Source organism: Rhodococcus sp. TAF43 (assembly GCF_052113525.1).
Classification (GTDB): Bacteria; Actinomycetota; Actinomycetes; order Mycobacteriales; family Mycobacteriaceae; genus Prescottella.
On the sequence record NZ_JBFRDL010000007.1, the window covers coordinates 114,920 to 138,154 of the forward strand.

Below are 23,235 nucleotides of genomic sequence, written 5' to 3' on the forward strand. Positions count from 1 at the left end.
GGGTCCCTTCAGCGAATGCGGGGAGCCCGCCGGAAGGTCAGCTGCAGCTGACCTTGCCCATGCCGAGGATCTCGCAGGTGCTGGCGTCCGAGATCACCCACGCGCCGTCCTTCTGCGTGAAGGTCACGGGCACCGGCGCCCCGCCGTGGGGTCCGGCGATCTGGGTGACCGCGGTCGCGGTGCCGCCCTCGACGGTGACCTCCTTGACCTCGGCGGTCAGCGGGTAACCGGCGAGAACACCATTGAGCTGCTCGAGCAGTGCGGCGCGCTGCTCACCGTTCTCGACCACCGCGGCCTTCGCGGTCGCGGCGGCGTTGGGATCGAAGAACGTGGTGAGCTGCGCCTGCAGGACCTCCGTGGACGGGGCCGCGGCGGATGCAGCCGACGTCGTCGACGCGGCGGCCGACGTGGTGGCCGAACTGGTGGCAGCGGCGCTGTCCGAGGAATCCGAGGAGTCTTCGGAGCTGCACGCCGTCATCCCGAGGGCGGCGACCAGGACGCCGGCGGCGACGAGCGATTTGCGGATGATCACGGTGGTTGGGCCTTTCGTTTTCTGGACTCGGTCGGTCGTTACCGGCCGGAACGAAGGTAAGGCTAACATGGTCGGTTCGGGTGGATCTCGGGATTCCGGGCAGTCCGGGAGGAAGCTCGGGCACGTGTCGCGTCACGCTTTGCCCCCGGTGCCGGTAGCGTTGATAGATCGGACTGGGAGGAGCGGCACATGAACCCGACRGAGAATCCGGACCCGGTTGCGGCGGTGCGCGAACTCGACGCCTTGCGGGCGGAGGCGGCGACGCTCCGTAGGCAACTCGCGGAGTCGCCCGAGCAGTTGCGGGAGTTGGAGTCACGCGTCGACTCGCTCACTATCCGCAACGGCAAACTGATGGACACCCTGAAGGAAGCCCGGCAGCAGCTCATCGCCCTGCGTGAAGAGGTGGATCGGCTGGGACAGCCTCCTAGTGGATACGGCGTGCTCCTCGGTATCCACGACGATCAGACCGTCGACGTGTTCACGTCGGGGCGCAAGATGCGTCTGACGTGTTCACCCAATGTCGACACCGAGACGCTGAACATGGGGCAGACCGTTCGCCTCAACGAGGCGCTCACGATCGTCGAGGCCACCAGGTTCGAGCGGGTCGGTGAGATCTGCGCTCTGCGTGAGGTTCTCGACGACGGAGAGCGCGCACTGGTGGTGGGTCACGCGGACGAGGAGCGGGTCGTCTGGCTCGCTGCGCCGCTCGCCGAGATCGCCGCCGAGGACGGCGTGAAGGATCCGGATTCCCCGTTGCGCCGGTTGCGGCCGGGCGATTCCCTGCTGGTCGACACCAAGGCCGGGTACGCCTTCGAGCGCATTCCCAAGGCCGAGGTCGAGGATCTCGTTCTCGAGGAGGTCCCGGACGTCGGCTACAACGACATCGGTGGCCTGGGCCGGCAGATCGAGCAGATCCGGGACGCCGTCGAACTGCCGTTCCTGCACAAGGATCTGTTCCACGAGTATGCGCTGCGACCGCCCAAGGGTGTCCTGCTGTACGGCCCGCCGGGCTGCGGCAAGACGCTCATCGCCAAGGCCGTCGCGAACTCCCTCGCGAAGAAGATCGCCGAATCCCGAGGGCAGGACAGCAAGGAAGCCAAGTCCTACTTCCTCAACATCAAGGGACCGGAGCTGCTGAACAAGTTCGTCGGTGAGACCGAACGTCACATCCGGATGATCTTCCAGCGGGCGCGGGAGAAGGCGTCCGAGGGCACCCCGGTGATCGTGTTCTTCGACGAGATGGACTCGATCTTCCGGACCCGCGGATCGGGTGTGTCGTCCGACGTCGAGACCACCGTCGTCCCGCAGCTCCTCAGCGAGATCGACGGCGTCGAGGGCCTCGAGAACGTCATCGTGATCGGTGCATCCAACCGCGAGGACATGATCGACCCCGCGATCCTGCGACCCGGCCGGCTCGACGTGAAGATCAAGATCGAACGCCCGGACGCCGAGTCCGCGCAGGACATCTTCTCGAAGTACCTGACCGAGACCCTGCCGCTGCACGCCGACGACCTCGCCGAGTTCAACGGCGACCGGCCGGCGTGCGTCAAGGCGATGATCGAGCGGGTCGTGGACCGGATGTACGCCGAGAGCGACGACAACCGTTTCCTGGAGGTCACGTACGCCAACGGGGACAAGGAGGTCCTGTACTTCAAGGACTTCAACTCCGGCGCCATGATCCAGAACATTGTGGACCGGTCCAAGAAGTACGCGATCAAGTCGGTGCTCGAGACGGGGTCGCCGGGTCTGCGGGTGCAGCACGTGTTCGRTTCGATCGTCGACGAGTTCTCCGAGAACGAGGACCTGCCGAACACCACCAATCCCGACGACTGGGCCCGGATCTCCGGCAAGAAGGGCGAGCGGATCGTCTACATCCGCACACTGGTCACGGGCAAGAACGCCAGTGCCAGCCGCGCCATCGACACCGAGTCCAACACCGGTCAGTACCTCTAGGACCGCTCGGACCGTCTAGGCGGACGCGGTTCGATCGAAGTAGTCGCCCAGCAGGGCCCGGGTGTCCGGCACGAACGGCCACTCCGGGTCCTGCAGGTGTTCGCGCAGTGTCTGCTCGCTCCACCACCAGCCGTCGGTGATCTCGCTGGGCTGGTGGTGGATCGGGCCGTCGTAGCGGGCCTCGAACGCGAACAGGTGGCAGTGCAGGGGCGCGCCGTCCCACGTTCCGTCCCACGCGATCCGGGAAACGGGTGACAGATCCACACCGGTGACGCCGAGTTCCTCGGCGAGTTCGCGCCGCGCGGTGACCTCCGGGGTCTCGCCGGGGTCGACGACGCCGCCGGCCAGGCAGTCGTGCATGCCCGCGAACACCGCCTTGTCCGGCGAGCGTCGGTGCACGTAGATGCGTTCCCCGTCGAGCGAGCGCAGCAGCACGCCCGCGCTCGCGTGCCAGAGCCCCTCGGCGTACACCCGGGTGCGTGGCGCGGCACCGATCACCGTGCCGTGCGCGTCGTAGACCGAGACCACTTCGTCCATGGAGTCATCGTCGCACCCAAGTTCGTCCGGCACGCTCGCCGGATCAGGCTGCAGGCGTCACCGTCATCGGGTGTACCCGACCGACGAATCGAAGGCGGAGCGATGCGGCCACGTCGACACGGCCTACTCGGAACTCGGTGACCTCAGGCGTCCACGTTCCGAAACCCTGTCCGTGAAGAGATGGTTCAGAAGCGGTGGTGCCTCCGTCTGCGGTCCAGCGTGTGCACGATCGCTGCCGCGGTGGCCGCGATGGTCCGGTCGGCGTCGCGGGCCAATCGGTCGAGGGCCCGGCGTGCCGCCGAGCCGGGAATCTCCGCCAGCGCCTGCGTGATCCGCAGCCGAGTGGCCGCGTCGTACGCGCTGTCGAGCTTGTCCTGCATGACCTCGACGACATCGTCGGCCATGGGAGAGACCGCCGCCAGCAAGCCCAGAACCTCCGCAGCCTCGACATCGCTGCGTCCCCCGAAGACCATGCCGAGGAGGATCGGCATCGAATCGGTGCTGCCCCGGGAGCCGAGAGCGAGGGCCGCACGCTCGCGGACCGTGGCGTCCGAATCGTCGAGTGCGCGCCGCAGAAGCACGGTCGCCTCCGCGGCGCGCACTGCCGAGATCGCCGAAATTGCACGGCGCCGGACGTCGACGACCTCCGAATCCAGGCCGGCGGCCAGATCCGCCAAGCCCTGGCCGCCGGTCCTCGCCAACGACCACTGCAGGGCTCCGGCGACATTGGGGTCGTCCTCCGACAGGGCCGCCTCGACCAGCGCCTCGACGGGCAGTGTCGCCTTCCCGTCCTGCGACAGGATCGCCTGCTGCCGTCGGGCCCCGGACTCCGATTCGAGCGCGCGCAACAGGGCGACGGTGCGCAGGACGTCGTCCCACTCCGCCGGGGCCGCGGAGTCGACGTGCTCGAGTTTCGCGAGCAGTTCCTCCTCCGCGGCTATCCGTTGGCGCGTGTGCCGGATCAGGTCGCCCACCAGATCGGCCGGCGCGAAACCGGGTTCGTCGAGTGCGCGTCTGACCTCGTCCAAGGTCAGTCCGAGGGTCCGGAGGCTCTCGACGTGGAAGAGGCGCCGGATGTCGTCGGCGGAGTACTCGCGGTAGCCGCCGGACGTGCGGTCCGACGGCGTCACCAGTCCCAGTGCGTCGTAGTGGCGCAACATGCGTGTGCTGACCCCGGAACGCCGCGAGACCTCACCGATCAACAACCCAACTCCTCCTCACCTGTCCGAACCGGCAACGGCGACGCGCTTCGCCATCTCGACCGAGAGCGTGAACCCGCTGTCGGGATCGCGACGGAGCCGCTCGGTGGCCGCGGCATGGGCGCGAACGTGCGGATCGGGACTCGCCATGGCGGCATCCAGGACCGGTGCGGCGGCGTCCCCGAGTCCCGCAAGCGCACGGCTCAGGCTGAGCTGCATGTCCCGGTCGCCCCGTCCGAGTCCGGTCGCCAGATCGGCCGCGAGTTCGCCCTCGGCGTCGGACGGCACGAGCGCCACGGCCGCCCGCCACGCACTGCGCGCGACCTCGTCGTGCTCGTCGTGCAGGAGTGCCGACACCGCGGGCCAGGCGCGTCGATCCCCGATCTTCGACAGGGTGTGCAGCGCCTGGCTGCGGGCCTGCGGGGTATCGGACCCGAGCTCCGTGAGCAGCCTCGGCGCCGTGCTCTCGACCGGTAGACGGCACAGCGCCCAGGTCAGCATGTCGCGAACGAAGAAGTCTGGTTCCATGGCACACCGGGCGACGAGGGTTTCCGTCAGGCGCGGATCGCGGCGTGTGCCTGCTGACAACGCGGCCCGCAGACGACTCGACGGGTCGGCTGTGGCCAGAGCCTCGACGAGGTGAGCATCCGGCCCACCATGGTTGGTTGTGTTCACGACAACCACCTCCTTCGTCGACCATTCGAGCCCTTGTCACAGTGTCAGGGTCAAGTGTCTACATCCGGCGGGCTTCGAGCGCATCCAGAATCAGGTCCGGTCCGTAGCTGAACTCGCTCGCATGGTTGTAGCCCGGCTGGAGGGCGTGGCGGATCAGCCTTACATACGTAAGTCCTGCAATCTGGAAATCGTATGGAGCTCGACGAACGTCCGGCTCGTGACGCGCCCCCACGGACCCCACGCCGCTCGATGCGTTTCCCGTCGAAGGCGGATATCTGGTCGTTCTCGCATCAGGGGAGTTCCTGCGCATGGACCTGGTTGCCGGCTGACCGGACCGGACATCGAGCCCGTGTCGGACTGCAGCGCATCGCGTTTCGCGCGATGCGCAGGGAGTCGGCTCCGGTCGGCACTCGTCGGAGGGCTCCATCCGGATAGGTGTGTGCCCCGACACGATTGGCCCTGATTGAGAGTCAGAGCACAGTCGCCACGAATCGTGGCGCTGGTGGATAAAGTCGGCGCAGTGGTGCCCGAGCCCAACCCCGACTGGGCTCGGGCACCGCTTCGCTGAAGGTCATCCCACCCCCGACGCGTGGGAACACCTGGAGAGACGGTCCCATGGTCACCGTTGCATCTCCGTTGCATCGCAGGTCGATGACGTTGAATCGAGCGAGCCCGCTCCGGAGCCCGGAGCGGCCACTCAGATCATTTCCGCCAGAACAGGTGGTGGGTCACGCCGCTCGGGCTGGGCACGATCTCCAGATGGAATCGGTCGCGGAGCTCATCGGGTGACTCCCAGAGTCGCAGTCCGGATCCGAATTTCACCGGTGAGACCGCCACGTGCATGGTGTCGACGAGATCGGCGTCGAGAAACTGCCTAATGGTGGTGACTCCGCCGCCGAGTCGGACGTCCTTGCCCTCGGCCGCCTGGCGCGCCTGCTCGAGGATCGTGGCGGGGTCGCCGTCGACGAAGTGGAACGTGGTGTCGGCGAGCGTGAAGGAAGGCCGCTCGTGGTGGGTCATGACGAATACCGGGGTGTGGAACGGTGGTTCGTCGCCCCACCAGCCGCGCCACTCATGGTCGTTCCAGGGTCCGCGGTGGGGGCTGAATTTGTTGCGCCCCATGATTTCGGCACCGATGTTGCGTGCAAAGTCTCGGGTGAAATAGTCGTCGAGACCGAGGCTGCCCCCGGGGTCGGTGCGCATGGGCCAGCTCGCTGTGGCGCCTGCCCAGGCGAGCATTTCGCCAGGATCGAGCCCGAACGGACACTCGAGGCTCTGGTCCTCACCGGCGGCGATTCCGTCGCTCGAAACGTTGAAGTTCTGGACTCTCAATAGTTGTTCCACTCGGATCTCCCGCACTCTCGATGATGGTTGCGGAGGTTCAGACTTCGCAGGCCGGAAAAACTCATCGCCGACGCGCTGGCGAACACTCTCCGGCCACTGAATCAGATGAGGCCGGTTGTCGGGCGGTCCATCCGAGAACGCGTCACGCGTCGGACCGGTCCGGCGATACGCTGCTATGGACGAGAGGTGGTGGCATCGTGCCCCTTCCACGTTCACTCGCCCGGGCCAACCGGGTCGGACTCAATCGTGTGGTGGTCCGCGTCGCCGGGTATCTGCCCGGGTTCGCGGTGGTGCACCATCGTGGTAGACGATCGGGGCGCACGTATCGGACACCGGTCAACGCGTTTCGGATCGGAAACGGGTACCGCTTCGCGTTGACGTACGGCACCGACAGCGACTGGGCGCGCAACGTCCTGGCGGCGGGGGAGTGCGACATCACGGTGCGCGGCCGCGTCGTTCATCTCGACGAGCCGCGTCTCGAGGTGGACCGCGGGGCACGGTGGGCACCGGCTCCGGTCGCTCTGGTGCTGCGGAGGATCGGTGCCGATTCGTACCTCCAAGGCCGGGTCACGGAACGGTGAGCGACGTGGTCCTCGGGGTGCGGGGGCGCGGAACGCTCTAGGCTCGTGCCATGCAGCGGATCATCGGTATCGAGGTCGAGTACGGCATCTCTTCGCCCACCGAGCCTTCGGCGAACCCGATTCTGACCTCCACCCAGGCGGTGCTCGCCTATGCGGCGGCCGCGGGGGTGCCCCGTGCGAAGCGCACCCGGTGGGACTACGAAGTGGAGTCGCCGCTGCGCGATGCCCGCGGATTCGACCTGGGCCGGCTCAGCGGTCCCGCGCCCGTGATCGACGCGGACGAGGTCGGCGCCGCGAACATGATCCTCACCAACGGGGCGCGGCTGTACGTCGACCACGCGCACCCGGAGTACTCGGCGCCCGAGGTGACCGACCCGATCGACGCGGTGATCTGGGACAAGGCCGGGGAGCGGGTGATGGAGGCGGCCGCACGGCACGCGTCCAGTGTTCCGGGGACCCCGCGCCTGCAGCTGTACAAGAACAACGTCGACGGCAAGGGCGCGTCGTACGGCACCCACGAGAACTACCTGATGTCCCGCGAGACGCCCTTCTCCGCCGTGATCACCGGGCTGTCCCCGTTCTTCGCTTCCCGCCAGGTGATCTGCGGTTCCGGACGCGTCGGCATCGGGCAGTCCGGCGACGAGGCCGGGTTCCAGCTGTCTCAGCGTGCCGACTACATCGAGGTCGAAGTGGGACTCGAGACGACTCTCAAGCGGGGAATCATCAACACGCGCGACGAGCCGCACGCCGACGCCGACAAATACCGCCGACTGCACGTGATCATCGGCGACGCCAACCTTGCGGAGATGTCGACGTACCTGAAGGTCGGTACCACCGCGCTTGTGCTCGATCTCATCGAGGCCGGCGTCGACCTGTCCGATCTGCAGCTCGCGCGCCCGGTCACCGCCGTCCACCACATCAGCCACGACCCGACCCTGCGTGCGACCGTCGCCCTCGCGGACGGTCGTGAACTCACCGGGCTTGCACTGCAGCGGATCTACCTCGATCGCGTCGCGAAGTTCGTGGACAGCGAGGGCAACGACGATCCCCGGGTCGCGGACATCATCGACAAGTGGGCCATGGTGCTCGATCTGCTCGAACGTGACCCGATGGAATGTGCACACCTGCTCGACTGGCCCGCGAAACTCCGCCTCCTCGAGGGATTCCGGAACCGCGAGGGGCTGTCGTGGTCGGCGCCGCGACTGCACATGATCGATCTGCAGTACTCCGACGTCCGGCTGGAAAAGGGGCTCTACAACCGGCTGGTGGCGCGCGGCTCGATGGAACGGCTCGTCAGCGAGCAGCAGGTGCTGGACGCGGTCCACAACCCGCCGACCGACACACGCGCCTTCTTCCGCGGCGAATGCCTGCGCAGGTTCGGTGCGGATATAGCGGCAGCGAGCTGGGATTCGGTGATCTTCGACCTCGGCGGTGAGTCGTTGGTCCGGATTCCGACCCTGGAGCCGCTGCGGGGCAGCCGCGCGCATGTCGGCGAACTCCTCGACTCGGTGGATTCGGCCGCTGAGCTGGTCGATCAGCTTACGAACTGATCACACCGGCGAGCCGCGCCGCGCGCTTGCAGCCCCGAAGCCACTGGTGATCGGTAGGGTTAGGGTCCGAGTAGGACGTCCGTCGGAGGTGTGCTCCGACGAGTCCGCGGTAACGAGGAGGTCGGTGGCCATGGCCCAGGAGCAGACCAAGCGCACTGGTGGCGGAGACGACGACGATGCCCCGATCGGTGAGGGCGCGGCCGGGCAGGAACGTCGCGAGAAGCTCGCGGAGGACACCGACGATCTGCTCGACGAGATCGACGACGTGCTCGAGGAGAACGCGGAGGACTTCGTGCGTGCCTATGTCCAGAAGGGCGGCCAGTGAGGGCGGATCGTGCAGGGGTGCCGTCGACTGTCGGCGGCCTCGGGATGAACACCGGGTTCGCCTACGGTTCGAACCTGTCCTCGTTCACCGAGCACCTGCGCATCCACGCACCGGAGCTGCTCCCCGGAAATCGAACGAACATGAGCCGCATCGGTTCTGACGGCGAGAGTGCGGACATCGCACCGCACGGGACCACGATCGTCGCGCTGACGTTCGCCGGCGGCGTCGTGATCGCCGGCGACCGGCGAGCCACGATGGGCAACCTCATCGCGAGCCGCGACGTCGAGAAGGTGTTCGTCACCGACGACTACTCCGCGGCCGGGATCGCCGGCACTGCGGGCGTCGCGATCGAACTGGTACGGCTGTTCGCCGTCGAGCTCGAGCACTACGAGAAGATCGAGGGGGTCCAGCTGACCTTCGACGGCAAGGCCAACCGCCTGTCGTCGATGGTCCGTGGCAACCTGGGCGCCGCGATGCAAGGCCTGGCGGTCGTCCCGCTGCTGGTGGGCTTCGATCTGGACGCCTCCGACACCGAACGCGCCGGGCGCATCGTCTCGTACGACGTCGTGGGCGGGCGGTACGAGGAACGCGCCGGGTACCACGCGGTCGGATCCGGATCCCTGTTCGCGAAGTCGTCGCTCAAGAAGCTCTACCGGGAAGGCGCCGACGAGGACTCGGCGCTCCGGATGGCCATCGAGGCTCTGTACGACGCGGCCGACGACGACTCGGCCACCGGCGGACCGGACCTGGTCCGGGCGATCTACCCGACGGCGGTCTCGATCACTGCCGACGGCGCAGTGAACGTGCCGGTCGAGCGCACCGCCGAACTGGCTCGCGCCGTCGTGGCAGACCGCACCGAGGAAGGACGCACCCCGCGATGACGTTGCCGTACTACGCCTCCGCCGAGCAGATCATGCGCGATCGCTCGGAGCTGGCGCGCAAGGGAATTGCGCGCGGCCGCAGCGTCATCGTGCTCACGTTCGCGGACGGCGTCCTGTTCGTGGCGGAGAATCCGTCCACCGCGCTGCACAAGGTGAGTGAGCTGTACGACCGGCTCGGTTTCGCGGCGGTCGGCAAGTACAACGAGTTCGAGAATCTGCGGCGTGCCGGCATCGTGCATGCCGACATGCGCGGGTACTCCTACGACCGGCGTGACGTGACCGGGCGTTCGCTCGCCAATGGATACGCGCAGACGCTCGGCACGATTTTCACCGAGCAGCCCAAGCCGTACGAGGTGGAGATCTGCGTGGCCGAGGTCGGCCCGCAGGAGGCCCCGCCGCAGGCGCAGCTGTACCGGATCACCTACGACGGATCGATCGTCGACGAGCAGCAGTTCGTCGTCATGGGCGGCACCACCGAGCCGATCGTCACCGCGCTGCGCGAGTCGTACCGCACGGGAATGGACCTCGCCGAGGCCGTTGCGGTCGCGGTCAAGGCACTGCAGGACGGAACGTCGTCGGGCAACGGGGATTCCGATCGCCGCACGCTCGGGGTGTCGAGCCTCGAGGTCGCGGTGCTCGACCAGTCCCGTCCGCGGCGCACCTTCCGGCGAATCTCCGGCAGCGTGCTCGAATCGCTGCTGCCGGTGCCGCCCGCCCCGCAGGGCGACAACGGCGGCCCGGCCGCCGAGACGAGCGAGAAGAAGCCGGACGCGGAAGGCGATGCCCCCGGGACCGGGGACACCGCCTAGACCGCTACAGCTTGCGGTAGAGCACCACGCGGTGCGGTTCGCTCCGGAACTGGAACAGGCGCCCGTCGGCGACCACCTCGCCGTCGGTCGCCAGGGCGACCGGATCACCGTCTATCTCGATGGTCACCGCGTCGGTGTTCTTCTGCACGTAGGTGGTGGACGCACCCAGGGTGCCCGTCAGCGCTGCCGCGACGAGTCTCAGCCGCGAGAATCGGCGGTCGGCCAGCAGGTACCGCACGTCGAGCGTGCCGCGGTGAATGTCCGGGCGTGACATCGGTACCTGATCGGCGGGGGCGTACCGGCCGTTGCCGACGAACAACATCCACACCGCATGCTCGGCGCCGTCGATGGTCACGGTCAGCGGTTCCGCCGATGCCAGGACCCGCACCATCGCGAACGCGGCGGCCGGCCACTTGCCGAGCCGAGGCTGCCAACGCTCCCGGAGTCGCACCGAGTCCGGGTACCCGCCGAGGCTTGCGGTGTTGACGAAGGTCGATTCCTGGCGGCCGTCCACCCGTACACGGCCCAGGTCCACCACCTCGGCGCTGCCCTTCGCGATCGCGTCCGCGGTGGACGCGACGTCGCCGACGCCGGCGTCTCGGGCGAAGTGATTGAGGGTTCCCCCGGGGAACACCGCCAGCGGCAGGTCGTGTCGGACGGCGGCGGAGGCCACGGTCACGACCGTCCCGTCGCCGCCGTACACCCCGAGAGCTTTGGGGGAGCGGGTCGAGATCACCTCGTCGAGTTGCTGATCGAAGTCGCGATCGGCATCGAATTCGACCACGACCGCCCTCGGCAGCAGGGACTCGAGTTCGGCGCGGACGCCGTCGTCCTCGGTTCCGGAACCCGGATTGGCGAACACCACCATGCCCTCGCCGTCGGGCAGTGCCTGGGTGCTGCGGTCGGGGCCGAGGGTCGCCGGCTCCTCGTCGCGCACCGCCCACCAGCGGCGGGTCGCGAGCGCGACCGCCCCGCCCACACCGAGGCCCACCGCGACATCGGACGGCCAGTGCACACCCGTGTGGACCCGGGAGTACGCGACGGCCGCCGCTACCGGCGCGAGCGCCACGCCGGCGAGGGGGAACTCGAGGGCCACGCCCGTGGCGAACGCGGCCGCCGAGGCCGAGTGCCCCGACGGGAACGACGACGATCGCGGTGCCGGGAGCCCGCGGCGGGTCGCGAACCCGAGCGTTCCCTCGGGCGGGCGGCGCCGGGGGAAGATCGGTTTGAGCACGGCATTGGACAACGCACTCGCGCCGGCCACGGACAGCAGCCCGCGCACGGCTGCCCGGCGCGCGCGTCCGCCGGCCAGCCCCATCCCGGCGGCGACGCCGATCCACAGGACGCTGTGGTTGGCTGCGGTGCTCAGAGCGCGCAGGCCACCATCGAGTCTCGACGGTGGCAGTTCGGTGCTCAGGCGCATGAGGACACGGTCGGTACGTTCGGGGAAACATCTCACTTCGGCCACGTTCCCACCCTAGGGTCGCGAGCCTCGTCGCGAACGCCGTGGCAAATCCGCTCCGCGTTGTACTGTCGAAGTGTGCAGCGACGAATCATGGGAATTGAGACCGAGTTCGGTGTCACCTGCACCTTTCACGGTCATAGAAGGCTGAGTCCGGACGAGGTTGCTCGTTACCTCTTCCGGCGAGTGGTTTCGTGGGGCCGTAGTTCCAACGTGTTCCTGCGGAACGGCGCACGGCTGTACCTCGACGTCGGGTCGCATCCGGAGTACGCGACCGCCGAGTGCGACAGCCTGCTGCAACTCGTCAACCACGACCGCGCCGGTGAGCGCGTGCTCGAGGATCTGCTCGTCGACGCCGAGCAGCGGCTCGCCGAAGAGGGCATCGGCGGGGACATCTACCTGTTCAAGAACAACACCGATTCGGCGGGGAACTCGTACGGTTGCCACGAGAATTTCCTCGTGGTCCGCGCGGGGGAGTTCTCCCGCATCTCCGACGTCCTGCTCCCGTTCCTGGTGACCCGTCAGTTGATCTGCGGTGCGGGCAAGATCCTGCAGACGCCCAAGGCGGCGACGTTCTGCCTGTCGCAGCGGGCGGAGCACATCTGGGAGGGCGTCTCGTCCGCGACGACCCGGTCGCGGCCGATCATCAACACGCGCGACGAGCCCCACGCCGATGCCGAGAAGTACCGGCGTCTGCACGTGATCGTCGGCGATTCCAACATGTCCGAGACCACGACCATGCTCAAGGTCGGGACCGCGGCGTTGGTGCTCGAGATGATCGAGGCGGGCGTTCCGTTCCGTGACTTCGCTCTCGACAACCCGATCCGCGCGATCCGTGAGGTCAGCCACGACCTGACGGGTCGCCGTCCGGTCCGGCTGGCGGGTGGGCGCCAGGCCAGTGCGCTCGACATCCAGCGCGAGTACTACTCGCGGGCCGTCGAGCATCTGCAGACCCGCGAGCGGGATCCGCAGGTGGACCAGGTGGTCGACCTGTGGGGTCGGGCGCTCGACGCCGTCGAGAACCAGGATTTCGCGAAGGTCGACACCGAGATCGACTGGGTGATCAAGCGCAAGCTGTTCCAGCGCTACCAGGACAAGTACGGCATGGAGCTGGCCGATCCCAAGATCGCCCAACTCGACCTGGCGTATCACGACATCAAGCGCGGTCGGGGTGTGTTCGACCTGTTGCAGCGCAAGGGGCTGGCGAAGCGGGTCACCGAGGACGAGACCATCGAGGCCGCGGTGGAGACGCCGCCGCAGACCACCCGCGCGAAGCTGCGGGGTGAGTTCATCGCCGCCGCGCAGGATGCGGGCCGCGACTTCACGGTGGACTGGGTGCACCTCAAGCTCAACGATCAGGCGCAGCGGACGGTGCTGTGCAAGGACCCGTTCCGTTCGGTCGACGAGCGCGTGGAGCGGCTGATCGCGTCCATGTGACGCCTGTGTGATCGGTCACCCACGGCGACTGCCCGATCCGACCGTTTTGCTACCGGTCGGTCTGGTCGGGAGCCGTTAGGCTCGGCGACGTGGCGAAAGCGAAAGTCGAGCGGTTGATGAATCTCGTCATCTGCCTGCTCTCCACCCGACAGTTCCTCACCGCGGAGAAGATCCGGGAGAGCGTGGCGGGCTATGACGAGTCTGCGAGCAACGAGGCCTTCAGCCGGATGTTCGAGCGGGACAAGAACGAACTCCGCGATCTGGGCATCCCGCTCGAGACGGGACAGGCCGGCCGGTTCTCGACGGTCGAGGGCTACCGGATCGACCGGACGGCCTACGAGCTGCCGGACGTCGACCTGGACACCGCCGAGGCCGCGGCCGTCGCGGTCGCGGTGCGGTTGTGGGGTTCTCCGGAGCTGATGTCCGCGTCCCAGAGCGCGCTCATGAAGCTGCGCGCGGCGGGCGTTCAGGTCGAGGCCGATCTCGACGCCGTCCCGGTGTCGGCGATCCCGGCCCGGACCCGCGGATCCGAGACCGCGATGCGGCTACTACTCGAGGCCGTCGATGCCGGCCGCGTGGTCGAGTTCCAGCATCGTGGCGCCCCGACGGAGCCGTTCGTCACGCGGACGGTGGAACCGTGGGGCGTGGTGACGCTGCGCGGGCGGTGGTATCTCGTCGGTCACGACGTCGATCGCGATGCGACCCGGACGTTCCGGTTGTCGCGTATCGGTGATCCGGTCCGGGCGGTGGGGCCGTCGAACGTCGTCCGCAAGCCGGCCGACGTGGACCTGCGGGCGATTGTCGACGCGGTCACCGGTGCGGGATCGGTGACGGGAACCGCGACGGTGTGGGTGGCCGCGGGGCGCGCGCACGAACTCCGGCGACTCGGAACGGCGCAGGGTCCGCGGGAACTCGGATCACGGCCCGGTACGGTCCTCGAGATTCCGGTCCGGTCGTGGGACTGGACGGCTCGACTGATCGCCGGCCACGGCGTCGACGCCCTGGTGCTGGGGCCGGAGTCGTTGCGCTCGAACGTGAAGGAGAAGTTGCGGTTCGCGGCCGGGGTCGCAGCCGAGAGCATGGAGGCGGACCGATGAGCACGAGATTGTCGCGCCTGACGCGCCTGCTCAACCTTGTGCCGTACTTCATGGCACATCCGGGCATCAGCAAGGAGCAGGCGGCCCGCGAGCTGGGCGTCACGGTGCCGAACCTGATGAAAGACCTGGATCAGCTGTGGGTCTGCGGACTGCCCGGTTACGGGCCCGGCGATCTGATCGACCTGTCGTTCGACGAGGACACGGTCTCGGTCATCTTCTCGGCCGGTATCGATCGGCCACTGCGGCTGACGTCCACCGAGGCGACGGTCCTGCTGGTGGCTCTGCGGTCCCTCGCAGAACTGCCCGGAATGGTCGATCCGTCGGCCGCGCAGGGCGCGATCGCGAAGATCGAGTCCGCCGCCGGGAGCGCCGCGCGGGGACGGTCGCTGACCGACGACGGTCCGGAGGGCGACGGTGCGACGGAGAACCCGGTGGCGGCGGTCGTCCGCACCGCGCTGCAGAACGATCACGCCCTGCACCTGACGTACTACTCGGCGTCGCGCGACGCGGTGTCCGAGCGTGTCGTCGACCCGATCCGATCGCTGCTCGTCGACGACCACACCTACCTGCAGGCGTGGTGCCGGCAGGCCGAGGGGGTGCGGCTGTTCCGATTCGACCGGATCGATGCGGCCGAGGAACTGGACGAGCCKTCGGCGGCACCCGAGCAGGCACTCGGTACCGACGAGCACCTCGAGTTGTTCAGCGACGACGCCGATCTGCCGCTGGCCGTGCTGCAGGTCTCTGCCGATCAGGGATGGATTCTGGACAACTATCCGATGGTTCCGGTGCGGACGCTCCCGGACGGTTCGGTCGAGGCGACGATGCGGTACGGGTCCCAGGAATGGATGGCGCGACTCGTTCTCGGCTTCGGTTCCGGAGCGAAGGTCCTGGAGCCGCCGCAGCTGGTCGAGGCGGTCCGCGAGCGGGCGTGGTCGGCACTGGGGATGTACGACGCGATGGAGGCGTGAAGCGCGACACGTGAGGCCGGCCGGATCGGGTGGATCCGGCACGCGCAGGGGGCCGAAGGAGTAACTTTTGATGGCGGTTGCGTGAACTGGTACGCCGGGATGTGCGCAGACCGCTCCGGTTGGTTGTTACGTCACGGTGAACAGGACATTTGCACCAAGACCGACGCAGACACGTCCGGTAGCATCGTTGGCATCTGAAACCTGGAGGTAAAAATGGGAGCCATGAGCCCCTGGCACTGGGCCATTGTGGCGCTTGTCGTCATCATCCTGTTCGGTTCGAAGAAGCTTCCCGACGCGGCCCGCGGCCTCGGTCGGTCGTTGCGCATCTTCAAGAGCGAGGTCAAGGAGATGCAGAACGACGGCAACACCGCTTCGAGTGCCGCGCCGACCGCGACTCCCGCAGCACAGCTTCCGTCGCCGACGATGGATGCCACGGTGGTCGAGACCCCACAGGCGCACACCGAGCCGAAGTCGGCCTAGTTCACGATCCACACGCGTCCGGGGTGAGTGCGTTCGCCCCGGTTCGTCGCTGACCAAGGCTAGGGCCCACTGTGCGAATTCCGTTCGACCCGCGTCGCAGCCGACGCAGGACAAATCCAGATGGCACGATGTCGCTGGTCGATCACCTGTACGAGCTGCGGACGCGACTGCTGATCTCCGTCGCGGCCATCGTGCTGACCACGATCATCGGCTTCTTCTGGTATTCCCATCAGATCCTGGGGCTGGAGAGCCTCGGCGATCTGCTGCGCGGGCCGTACTGTGAGCTTCCTACCTCCGCTCGAGCGGACCTGAGCAACGACGGTTCGTGTCGTCTGCTCGCGACGGGTCCGTTCGAGCAGTTCATGCTCCGGTTCAAGGTTGCCTTCACCGCCGGCATCGTGCTGGCCTGCCCGATCTGGCTCTACCAGATCTGGGGTTTCGTGACTCCGGGTATGTACTCGAAGGAGCGGAAGTACGCGATCAGTTTCGTCGTCGCGGCGACCGCCCTGTTCGTCGCCGGTGCGGTCCTTGCATACGTCGTCGTCGCGAAGGCCCTGCACTTCCTGTTGACGATCGGCGACAACGTCCAGATCACCGCTCTGAGCGGCGCCCAGTATTTCGGCTTCGTGATCAACCTGCTGATCATCTTCGGTGTCAGCTTCGAGATTCCGCTCCTCATCGTCGCGCTCAACGTCGTCGGCGTGCTTCCGTACTCGAAGCTGAAGGCGTGGCGTCGCGGGCTGATCATGGGGTTGTTCGTGTTCGCGGCGGTCGCCACTCCCGGCCAGGATCCGTTCTCGATGTTGGTTTTGGCCGGCGCGTTGACGGTTCTGTTCGAGGTGGCCGTGCAGGTCGCGCGACTCAACGACAAGCGCAAGGCGCGGGCTGAGTCCGAGGCCTGGGGTGCTCTGGACGACGAGGAGGCGTCGACGATCAGTGCGCCGACGGCCGTGGACGGTGTCACACCGGTGGAGCCCGCGTCGGCTGCCCCGAGGCCCGCTTCGCAGGACTACACGGACACGCTGTGAGGGCTCGGACCCAACTCGACTCGTTCACGGAACAACTGAGCTTTCCCCTCGATCCGTTCCAGGTGCAGGCCTGCGCGGCGCTCGAGGCCGGGCACGGCGTGCTGGTGTGCGCGCCTACTGGCGCGGGCAAGACCGTAGTCGGTGAGTTCGCGGTGCACCTCGCGCTCGAGGCCGGGCGCAAGTGCTTCTACACGACGCCGATCAAGGCGCTCAGCAATCAGAAGTTCGCTGAACTCTCCGAACGCCACGGCAAGGACGCCGTCGGGCTGCTGACCGGGGACACCAGCATCAACTCGGACGCTCCCGTCGTCGTCATGACGACCGAGGTACTGCGCAACATGCTCTACGCCGACTCGCCGGCGCTGCGTGGTCTCTCGCATGTCGTGATGGACGAGGTGCACTTCCTGGCCGATCGCTTCCGCGGGGCAGTCTGGGAAGAGGTGATCCTGCACCTGCCCGAGGACGTGCGCCTCGTCAGCCTGTCGGCGACGGTCAGCAACGCCGAGGAATTCGGCGCCTGGATGGAGACCGTTCGGGGCGACACGACGATCGTGGTCGACGAGACCCGCCCGATCCCGCTGTGGCAGCACATCATGGTCGGACGTCGGTTGTTCGATCTGTTCGATGCGAAGGCGACGCCGAACGGCGGGCACGACGTGGTGGTCGACCAGGACCTGGCGCGCCACGTCAAGCAACGCCTTGCGCTCGACCGGATGAACGACTGGGAGCCGCGCGGGCGTGGTCGTGGGCGGTCGAGCGACTACCGGCCGCTGCCGCGTCCGGAGGTGATCGCGCGGCTTGACGAAGAGGGTTTGCTGCCGGCGATCACCTTCATCTTCAGCCGCGCCGGTTGCGAGGCGGCGCTCGCGCAGTGCGTGCGGTCCCGCCTGCGTCTGACGACGCCGGAGCAGACCGCGCAGATCCGCGAGATCATCGACAAGCACACCCGGGACCTGCCGCGCGCCGACCTCGAGGTGCTCGGCTACTGGGGGTGGCGCGAGGCGCTCGAACGTGGCTTCGCCGCCCACCACGCCGGAATGCTGCCCGCCTTCCGGGAGACCGTGGAGGAATTGTTCGTCAACGGGCTGGTGCGCGCGGTGTTCGCGACCGAGACCCTCGCACTGGGAATCAACATGCCGGCGCGTTCGGTCGTGCTCGAGCGCCTCGTCAAATACAACGGCGACACGCACGCGGAGCTGACACCGGGGGAGTACACGCAGCTCACCGGGCGTGCGGGACGTCGCGGCATCGACGTCGAGGGCCATGCCGTGGTGCTGTGGCAGCCCGGCGTCGAGCCCACCGACGTCGCCGGACTGGCGTCTACGCGGACCTTTCCGCTGCGCAGCTCGTTCCGCCCCGCCTACAACATGTCGATCAACCTGATCGATCGGATGGGTGCGGCGGAGTCGCGTGCGCTGCTCGAGCGGTCGTTCGCGCAGTTCCAGGCCGACCGTTCTGTCGTCGGGCTCACCCGCGGGATCGAACGCAACGAGGCCGCGCTGACAGAACTGCGGGACAAGCTCGGCGGCGCGGACGGCGAGTATTTCGAGTACGTGCAGATCCGGGAGCAGCTGCGCCGCCGTGAGCGCGCGATCGAACGTCAGGGTCGGGCGGACCGGCGGGGCACGTCGGTCGAGTCGCTCGTCGGGCTCCGGCGGGGCGATGTCGTCGCGATCCCGGTGGGCAAACGCTCCGGGCTCGCGGTCGTGCTCGAGCCGGATCAGAATCACACCGATCCCCGGCCCTTGGTGCTGACGGAGGAGAAGTGGGCGGGCCGGGTCAGTGCCGCGGACTTCCCGGTGCCGGCACGTGCGCTCGGCCGGATGCGATTGCCGCGGCACGTCGATCACCGCACGGCCCGCGTGCGTCGCGATCTGGCGTCGGCGTTGCGGAGTACGGGCATCGTCGCGCCGCGGAAACCGAAACGGGCGAAGAGTGGTCGCGAGGACAGCGAGATCGTGGCGCTCCGGAAGGCGCTTCGTGAGCACCCGTGCCATTCTCGCCCGGACCGCGAACAGCTGAGCCGGATCGGCGAGCGCTACAACCGTCTGGCCCGCGAGACCGACTCCATGCGGCAGAAGGTGGCCGCGACCACGAACTCGCTGGCGCGGACCTTCGACCGGATCGTGGCCCTGCTCACCGAGCGTGGCTACATCTCCGAGGGCAAGCACCCGAAGGCCACCGAGGCCGGGCAGCGCCTGGGTCGGATCTACTGCGAAAGCGATCTCCTCGTCGCGGAGTGTCTGCGGCGCGGGGTCTGGAGCGGGCTCACCCCCGCCGAGCTGGCCGCGGTGGTGTCGGCTGTCGTGTACGAGTCCCGGCAGGATGCCGACGCGCCCGACCGGGGCCCGACGGTGCCGCTACGACAGGCGCTCGCGGAGACGGTGCGGGTGTGGGGCGAGTTGCGGGCCGACGAGGTCCGGCACAAGCTCCCGCTCACCCGGGAGCCAGACCTCGGCTTCGTGACCGCCATCTACCAGTGGGCCAGCGACGAGTCGCTGGTGGACGCGCTGATCTCGGCGGGTTCGGGCGGTAAGGAACTGTCGGCGGGCGACTTCGTGCGTTGGTGCCGGCAGGTGATCGACCTGCTCGACCAGGTGCACTCGACGGCGTCCGATCCGGCGGTGGCGAAGGCCGCCGCGCGGGCGGTCGGGGCGATCCGTCGTGGGGTCGTCGCGGTGGCCGCCACGTAGTCCGCCGCCGCGGCAGGTCGCAGTTCCGAAGACGGGTGGATCCGAACGCCCCTACCGGATCGTGGCCGATGGACGTTGACTGGATCGTGTACCCCCGGCCACCCGTCGGGGCGGTACCGAGAGGAGCGCGACCATGGACGCGAAGCAGTGGTCGATGGAGATCGTGATAGACGAACACGACCGTCAGACTCGTTCTACCGCGAGACTGCACACCGGTGACACGACGCTGGTCGGCGTCGGGGCGGCGCGAAGGAATCCGACGGATCGCAACGTGCCCGAGATCGGTGACGAACTCGCGACGGCGCGCGCGCTCACCGATCTCGCACATCAGTTGATCGACGCGACCGTCAGCGACATCGAGGGCGTTACGCACGCACCCGCGCATCTGACCGAGTAGCGGCCGCGGACCCGGCCGCACAGGACGACGACCGACATCCGGCCAGCTGACACGGAAAAGCGTGGGGCAATGTTCCGTGTCCGGATGAATGCTGCGTAGGGTGTCGATGAATCGGCACCGGGGGAGGAGTACCGCTTTGTTGAAGATCCGGGTCTCGGGTAACCCGCTGCCGATCCAGAGACATTCTTCGAAACGCGTGAACATCCACGAAGTTCGGGCTCTGCTCACGCATTTCGTTGCATCGTAGGCTGCAGTACCGGAGACGAGGAGAGACGACATGAGCAGCCCGCAGGGACCGAACGAGCCCAACGAGCAGTGGGCCTCGCAGCCGGGGCACGGCGAAGGACACGCGGCACCGACCGCTCCCGAACACATCCAGCAACCGCTCCCGAACCCGTACCCCGCCGATGTGTACGGCGGCGGCGCCTACCCCCCTCCCGGGCAGGGCTATCCGGGACAGCATGGCCAGCCCCAGAATCAGGCCTGGGGTCAGCCGTATCCCGGTGCTCCCGACGCGAACCAGCAGTGGGGTGGCGGCGGTCAGGCGTGGGGTCAGCCGTCGTCCGCACAGCCGCAGTGGAACCCCCAGATGGGCGGTTCCGGCCAGTACGCCGGACAGTCCAATGCGGGGCAGCCGAGCCAGGCGCAGCAGTACCCCGGCCAGCAGTGGGGCGCGCAGCCGGGATACCCGCAGGCGCAGTTCGGCACCCAGCCCCCGAACCAGTGGGCGGCGCAGCCCATGCAACCCGTACAGCCGGCAACCACCGGTGGTAAGGGGAAGCCGGTGATGTGGGCGGGAATCGGACTGGCCGTGATCGCGGTGATCGCGGTCGTCGGCCTGGCGCTCTCGGGAGTCTTCGGCGGCAAGACACTCGATCAGGCCGCCGCGCAGAAGGGCGTCGAGCAGATCGTCACCGAGTCGTACGGTGCGCGTTCGGTCTCCGACGTGAGCTGCCCGTCCGGTCAGGAAGTCTCCGAGGGTAATTCGTTCCAGTGTTCGTTGACGGTGGACGGCGCCCCGAAGAAGGTCACCGTGACCTTCACCGACAACGACGGCAAGTACTCGGTCAGCCGCCCGAGCTAGTCCGGAGCCTGCGGGACGTCACGAGCGCTCGGTCGCCATCGCCGCCACGAGGCGGGCGACCGAGCGCTCGATGCCTAGTTGCGTGGCCACCTGTTCGAGTCGTTCGGGGTGGACCGGCGCGCTGGGCAACACGTCGGGGCKCGACAACTGCACGTCGGCATCGGTGACCACCCGCACCACCGGCAACGCGGCGTCGATGTAGTCGGCGGACGCGGCGAGCTTGGCGCGAACACCCTTCGCGACGTCGGTGGTCGGGTCCAGCGCCGCGGCACGTAGCTGTTCGAGCGAACCGTGTCGTAGCAGGAGCGTGGACGCGGTCTTCTCGCCGACGCCCTTGACCCCGGGCAGGCCGTCCGACGAGTCGCCCCGCAGCAGGGCCAGCTCCGCGTAGGCGTCTCCGGCGCGTTCCGTGGGCACCCCGTACTTCGCGGCCACCTCGGCAGGTCCGAACAGTTCGGCCTTCGCCAGCCCACGGCCGACGTACAGCACGCGCACGGCGACCGGATCGTCGGTGACCACCTGGAGTAGATCCCGGTCGCCGCTCACGACCACGACGGAGTCTTCCTTCTCTTGCGCTGCAAGGGTTCCCAGCACGTCGTCGGCTTCGAGCCCCGCAGCGCCGGCCGTCGCGATACCGGCGGCGTCCAGCACGTCCATGATCATGTCGACCTGAGGCGTCAGCGTGTCGGGCACCTCCTCGGCAGACCCCGCGGAGGTGTCGGCGCCGGCGGATTCCTGAGCCACCCGGTGCGCCTTGTACGACGGCACGGCGTCGACCCGGAACTGGGGGCGCCAGTCGAGATCCAGGCACACCGCCAGTCGTGACGGCTGGGTGCGGGTGACGAGGGCGGCGACCATGTCGGTGAACCCGCGCACGGCATTGACCGGACGGCCGTCGGGCGCAGTCATCGATTCGGGGAGGGCGTAGAACGCCCGGAACCACAGACTTGCACCGTCCAGCAGCAGCAAAGGTCCACTCATGCGCCCCATCCTGCCAAACGGCACTAGCCTGAATCTCATGAGTACAGATAGTTCTCGGAGTTCTCTGAGTTCCCACAGCACCGGGCCCGACAACTCCGGGGTGACGCGGTTCCCGACCGCGGTCTATGCCGACCGACTGACGCGAGCCGCCCGGTTCGCGGGGCGTGCCGGACTCGACGGGCTCCTGGTCACGCCGGGTCCCGACCTGCGCTACCTCGTCGGTTCCCGGGCCGACTCGTTCGAGCGATTGACCTGCCTGGTCGTCCCCGCGGACGGGAATCCGCCGTCCGTCGTCCTGCCACGGCTCGAGCTTGCGTCGCTGGGGGATTCGGCGGTGGGGGATCTCGGCCTTCCCGTGCACGACTGGGTCGACGGCGTCGATCCGTACGAGCTGGTGTCGTCGCTGCTGCCGGAGTCCCCGCGCACGGCGGTCACCGACGCGATGCCCGCGCTGCACCTGGTTCCGCTGGCCCGACGGTTCGGCACCGTGCCGGTGCTGGCGACCGGAGTGCTGCGGGAGCTGCGAATGATCAAGGACGACGCCGAGATCGAGGCTCTGCGTCGCGCCGGCGCGGCGATCGACAGGGTCCACGCGCGGATGGGCGAGTGGTTGCGGCCGGGCCGGACCGAAGCCGAGGTGGCCCGCGACATCACCGATGCGATCCTCGCCGAGGGGCACACCGAGGCCGCGTTCGTGATCGTCGGATCGGGTCCGCACGGTGCCGATCCCCACCACGAGGTGTCGGATCGTGTCGTCGAGGCCGGCGATGTCGTGGTGATCGACATCGGCGGACCGGTCGAACCCGGATACAACTCCGATTCGACCCGCACGTACGTCCTCGGCGAGCCGGAGGCCGAGGTCGCGCGGCAGTGTGCCGTCCTCGAGGCGGCACAGCGCGCCGCCGTCGATGCGGTCCGTCCCGGTGTGACCGCCGAATCGGTCGATGCCGCCGCCCGCGACGTCCTGGCGGAAGCCGGACTGGCGGAGGTGTTCGTCCACCGCACCGGTCACGGCATCGGGCTGTCGGTGCACGAGGAGCCGTACATCGTCGCCGGCAACGAGATCACGCTCGAGCCGGGAATGGCATTCAGTATCGAGCCGGGCATCTACTTCCGCGGCCGGTGGGGTGCCCGGATCGAGGACATCGTCGTGGTCACCGCCGACGGGTGCGAGCCGATGAACCGGCGCCCGCACGGATTGACCGTTCTGCCCGGCTGAGGG

The 23,235-nt window shown here is 68.1% G+C and carries 22 protein-coding genes; 15 read left to right on the forward strand and 7 right to left on the reverse strand.

Annotated features, from left to right (window positions below; genetic code table 11):
* Positions 1-37 precede the first annotated feature (37 nt).
* The gene (locus AB4Z09_RS07575; RefSeq protein WP_114723087.1) at positions 38-532 is read right to left on the reverse strand and encodes a nuclear transport factor 2 family protein; all 495 of its coding nucleotides are present in this window, start codon (positions 530-532) and stop codon (positions 38-40) included.
* A 189-nt stretch (positions 533-721) separates the two neighbouring features.
* On the opposite strand from AB4Z09_RS07575, the gene arc reads away from it, so the two are divergent.
* Positions 722-2,485 carry a proteasome ATPase gene (gene arc / locus AB4Z09_RS07580; protein WP_442239460.1) on the forward strand — a complete coding sequence of 588 codons (1,764 nt, stop codon included), beginning with the start codon at positions 722-724 and terminating at the stop codon, positions 2,483-2,485.
* Positions 2,486-2,500: 15 nt separating this feature from the next.
* Here the strand turns inward: arc and AB4Z09_RS07585 are convergent, their stop codons facing one another.
* The 4 genes from AB4Z09_RS07585 to AB4Z09_RS07600 form a co-directional block, all read right to left on the reverse strand.
* On the reverse strand, positions 2,501-3,022 hold the full coding sequence (locus AB4Z09_RS07585; protein ID WP_442239461.1) for an NUDIX hydrolase: 522 nt from the start codon (positions 3,020-3,022) through the stop codon (positions 2,501-2,503).
* 185 nt (positions 3,023-3,207) lie between these two features.
* Positions 3,208-4,227 (reverse strand): MerR family transcriptional regulator, encoded by a 1,020-nt coding sequence (locus tag AB4Z09_RS07590; RefSeq protein WP_174910130.1) that lies wholly within the window; start codon positions 4,225-4,227, stop codon positions 3,208-3,210.
* Positions 4,228-4,239: 12 nt separating this feature from the next.
* Positions 4,240-4,905 carry a HEAT repeat domain-containing protein gene (locus tag AB4Z09_RS07595; protein WP_174910132.1) on the reverse strand — a complete coding sequence of 222 codons (666 nt, stop codon included), beginning with the start codon at positions 4,903-4,905 and terminating at the stop codon, positions 4,240-4,242.
* 693 nt (positions 4,906-5,598) lie between these two features.
* Positions 5,599-6,240, reverse strand: a complete 642-nt coding sequence (locus AB4Z09_RS07600) for a dihydrofolate reductase family protein (protein WP_174910134.1) — start codon at positions 6,238-6,240, stop codon at positions 5,599-5,601.
* A 197-nt stretch (positions 6,241-6,437) separates the two neighbouring features.
* Between AB4Z09_RS07600 and AB4Z09_RS07605 the strand changes: the two genes are divergently transcribed.
* The 5 genes from AB4Z09_RS07605 (at position 6,438) to prcA (ending at position 10,386) form a co-directional block, all read left to right on the forward strand.
* Complete coding sequence (locus tag AB4Z09_RS07605; RefSeq protein WP_174910136.1) at positions 6,438-6,821, forward strand: nitroreductase family deazaflavin-dependent oxidoreductase; 384 nt, start codon at positions 6,438-6,440, stop codon at positions 6,819-6,821.
* Between the two features lie 50 nt (positions 6,822-6,871).
* Positions 6,872-8,371: a depupylase/deamidase Dop gene (gene dop / locus AB4Z09_RS07610; RefSeq protein WP_114723092.1), complete on the forward strand. Its 1,500-nt coding sequence runs from the start codon at positions 6,872-6,874 to the stop codon at positions 8,369-8,371.
* A gap of 130 nt (positions 8,372-8,501) precedes the next feature.
* On the forward strand, positions 8,502-8,696 hold the full coding sequence (locus AB4Z09_RS07615; RefSeq protein ID WP_114723093.1) for a ubiquitin-like protein Pup: 195 nt from the start codon (positions 8,502-8,504) through the stop codon (positions 8,694-8,696).
* Positions 8,697-8,740: 44 nt separating this feature from the next.
* Positions 8,741-9,577, forward strand: a complete 837-nt coding sequence (gene prcB / locus AB4Z09_RS07620; protein ID WP_114723094.1) for a proteasome subunit beta — start codon at positions 8,741-8,743, stop codon at positions 9,575-9,577.
* Positions 9,574-10,386: a proteasome subunit alpha gene (gene prcA, locus AB4Z09_RS07625; RefSeq protein ID WP_254622923.1), complete on the forward strand. Its 813-nt coding sequence runs from the start codon at positions 9,574-9,576 to the stop codon at positions 10,384-10,386. The genes prcB and prcA overlap by 4 nt, the downstream gene beginning before the upstream one ends.
* Before the next feature lie 4 nt (positions 10,387-10,390).
* Here prcA and AB4Z09_RS07630 read toward each other — a convergent pair whose 3' ends face one another.
* Positions 10,391-11,809 carry a bifunctional phosphatase PAP2/diacylglycerol kinase family protein gene (locus AB4Z09_RS07630; RefSeq protein WP_174914688.1) on the reverse strand — a complete coding sequence of 473 codons (1,419 nt, stop codon included), beginning with the start codon at positions 11,807-11,809 and terminating at the stop codon, positions 10,391-10,393.
* A 117-nt stretch (positions 11,810-11,926) separates the two neighbouring features.
* On the opposite strand from AB4Z09_RS07630, the gene pafA reads away from it, so the two are divergent.
* The 8 genes from pafA (at position 11,927) to AB4Z09_RS07670 (ending at position 21,032) form a co-directional block, all read left to right on the forward strand.
* Positions 11,927-13,285 (forward strand): Pup--protein ligase, encoded by a 1,359-nt coding sequence (gene pafA, locus AB4Z09_RS07635; protein ID WP_181818863.1) that lies wholly within the window; start codon positions 11,927-11,929, stop codon positions 13,283-13,285.
* Positions 13,286-13,374: 89 nt separating this feature from the next.
* Positions 13,375-14,382 carry a helix-turn-helix transcriptional regulator gene (locus AB4Z09_RS07640; protein ID WP_114723098.1) on the forward strand — a complete coding sequence of 336 codons (1,008 nt, stop codon included), beginning with the start codon at positions 13,375-13,377 and terminating at the stop codon, positions 14,380-14,382.
* The gene (locus AB4Z09_RS07645; RefSeq protein ID WP_114723099.1) at positions 14,379-15,350 is read left to right on the forward strand and encodes a helix-turn-helix transcriptional regulator; all 972 of its coding nucleotides are present in this window, start codon (positions 14,379-14,381) and stop codon (positions 15,348-15,350) included. The genes AB4Z09_RS07640 and AB4Z09_RS07645 overlap by 4 nt, the downstream gene beginning before the upstream one ends.
* A 213-nt stretch (positions 15,351-15,563) precedes the next feature.
* Positions 15,564-15,830 carry a Sec-independent protein translocase subunit TatA gene (tatA, locus tag AB4Z09_RS07650; RefSeq protein WP_114723100.1) on the forward strand — a complete coding sequence of 89 codons (267 nt, stop codon included), beginning with the start codon at positions 15,564-15,566 and terminating at the stop codon, positions 15,828-15,830.
* A gap of 71 nt (positions 15,831-15,901) precedes the next feature.
* Positions 15,902-16,858, forward strand: a complete 957-nt coding sequence (gene tatC, locus AB4Z09_RS07655) for a twin-arginine translocase subunit TatC (RefSeq protein WP_114723101.1) — start codon at positions 15,902-15,904, stop codon at positions 16,856-16,858.
* A complete protein-coding gene (locus tag AB4Z09_RS07660; protein ID WP_174910138.1) occupies positions 16,855-19,551 on the forward strand; it encodes a DEAD/DEAH box helicase in 2,697 nt (898 codons plus the stop codon). Before tatC ends, AB4Z09_RS07660 begins: the two co-directional genes overlap by 4 nt.
* A gap of 133 nt (positions 19,552-19,684) precedes the next feature.
* Entirely contained in the window at positions 19,685-19,948 is a 264-nt protein-coding gene (locus tag AB4Z09_RS07665) for a DUF1876 domain-containing protein (protein WP_174910140.1), read from the forward strand.
* A gap of 277 nt (positions 19,949-20,225) precedes the next feature.
* Positions 20,226-21,032: a DUF4333 domain-containing protein gene (locus AB4Z09_RS07670; RefSeq protein WP_174910142.1), complete on the forward strand. Its 807-nt coding sequence runs from the start codon at positions 20,226-20,228 to the stop codon at positions 21,030-21,032.
* Positions 21,033-21,050: 18 nt separating this feature from the next.
* Here AB4Z09_RS07670 and AB4Z09_RS07675 read toward each other — a convergent pair whose 3' ends face one another.
* Positions 21,051-22,013 (reverse strand): 5'-3' exonuclease, encoded by a 963-nt coding sequence (locus AB4Z09_RS07675; protein ID WP_442239462.1) that lies wholly within the window; start codon positions 22,011-22,013, stop codon positions 21,051-21,053.
* 37 nt (positions 22,014-22,050) lie between these two features.
* On the opposite strand from AB4Z09_RS07675, the gene AB4Z09_RS07680 reads away from it, so the two are divergent.
* Positions 22,051-23,232, forward strand: a complete 1,182-nt coding sequence (locus AB4Z09_RS07680) for a M24 family metallopeptidase (protein ID WP_442239463.1) — start codon at positions 22,051-22,053, stop codon at positions 23,230-23,232.
* Positions 23,233-23,235: the final 3 nt, after the last annotated feature.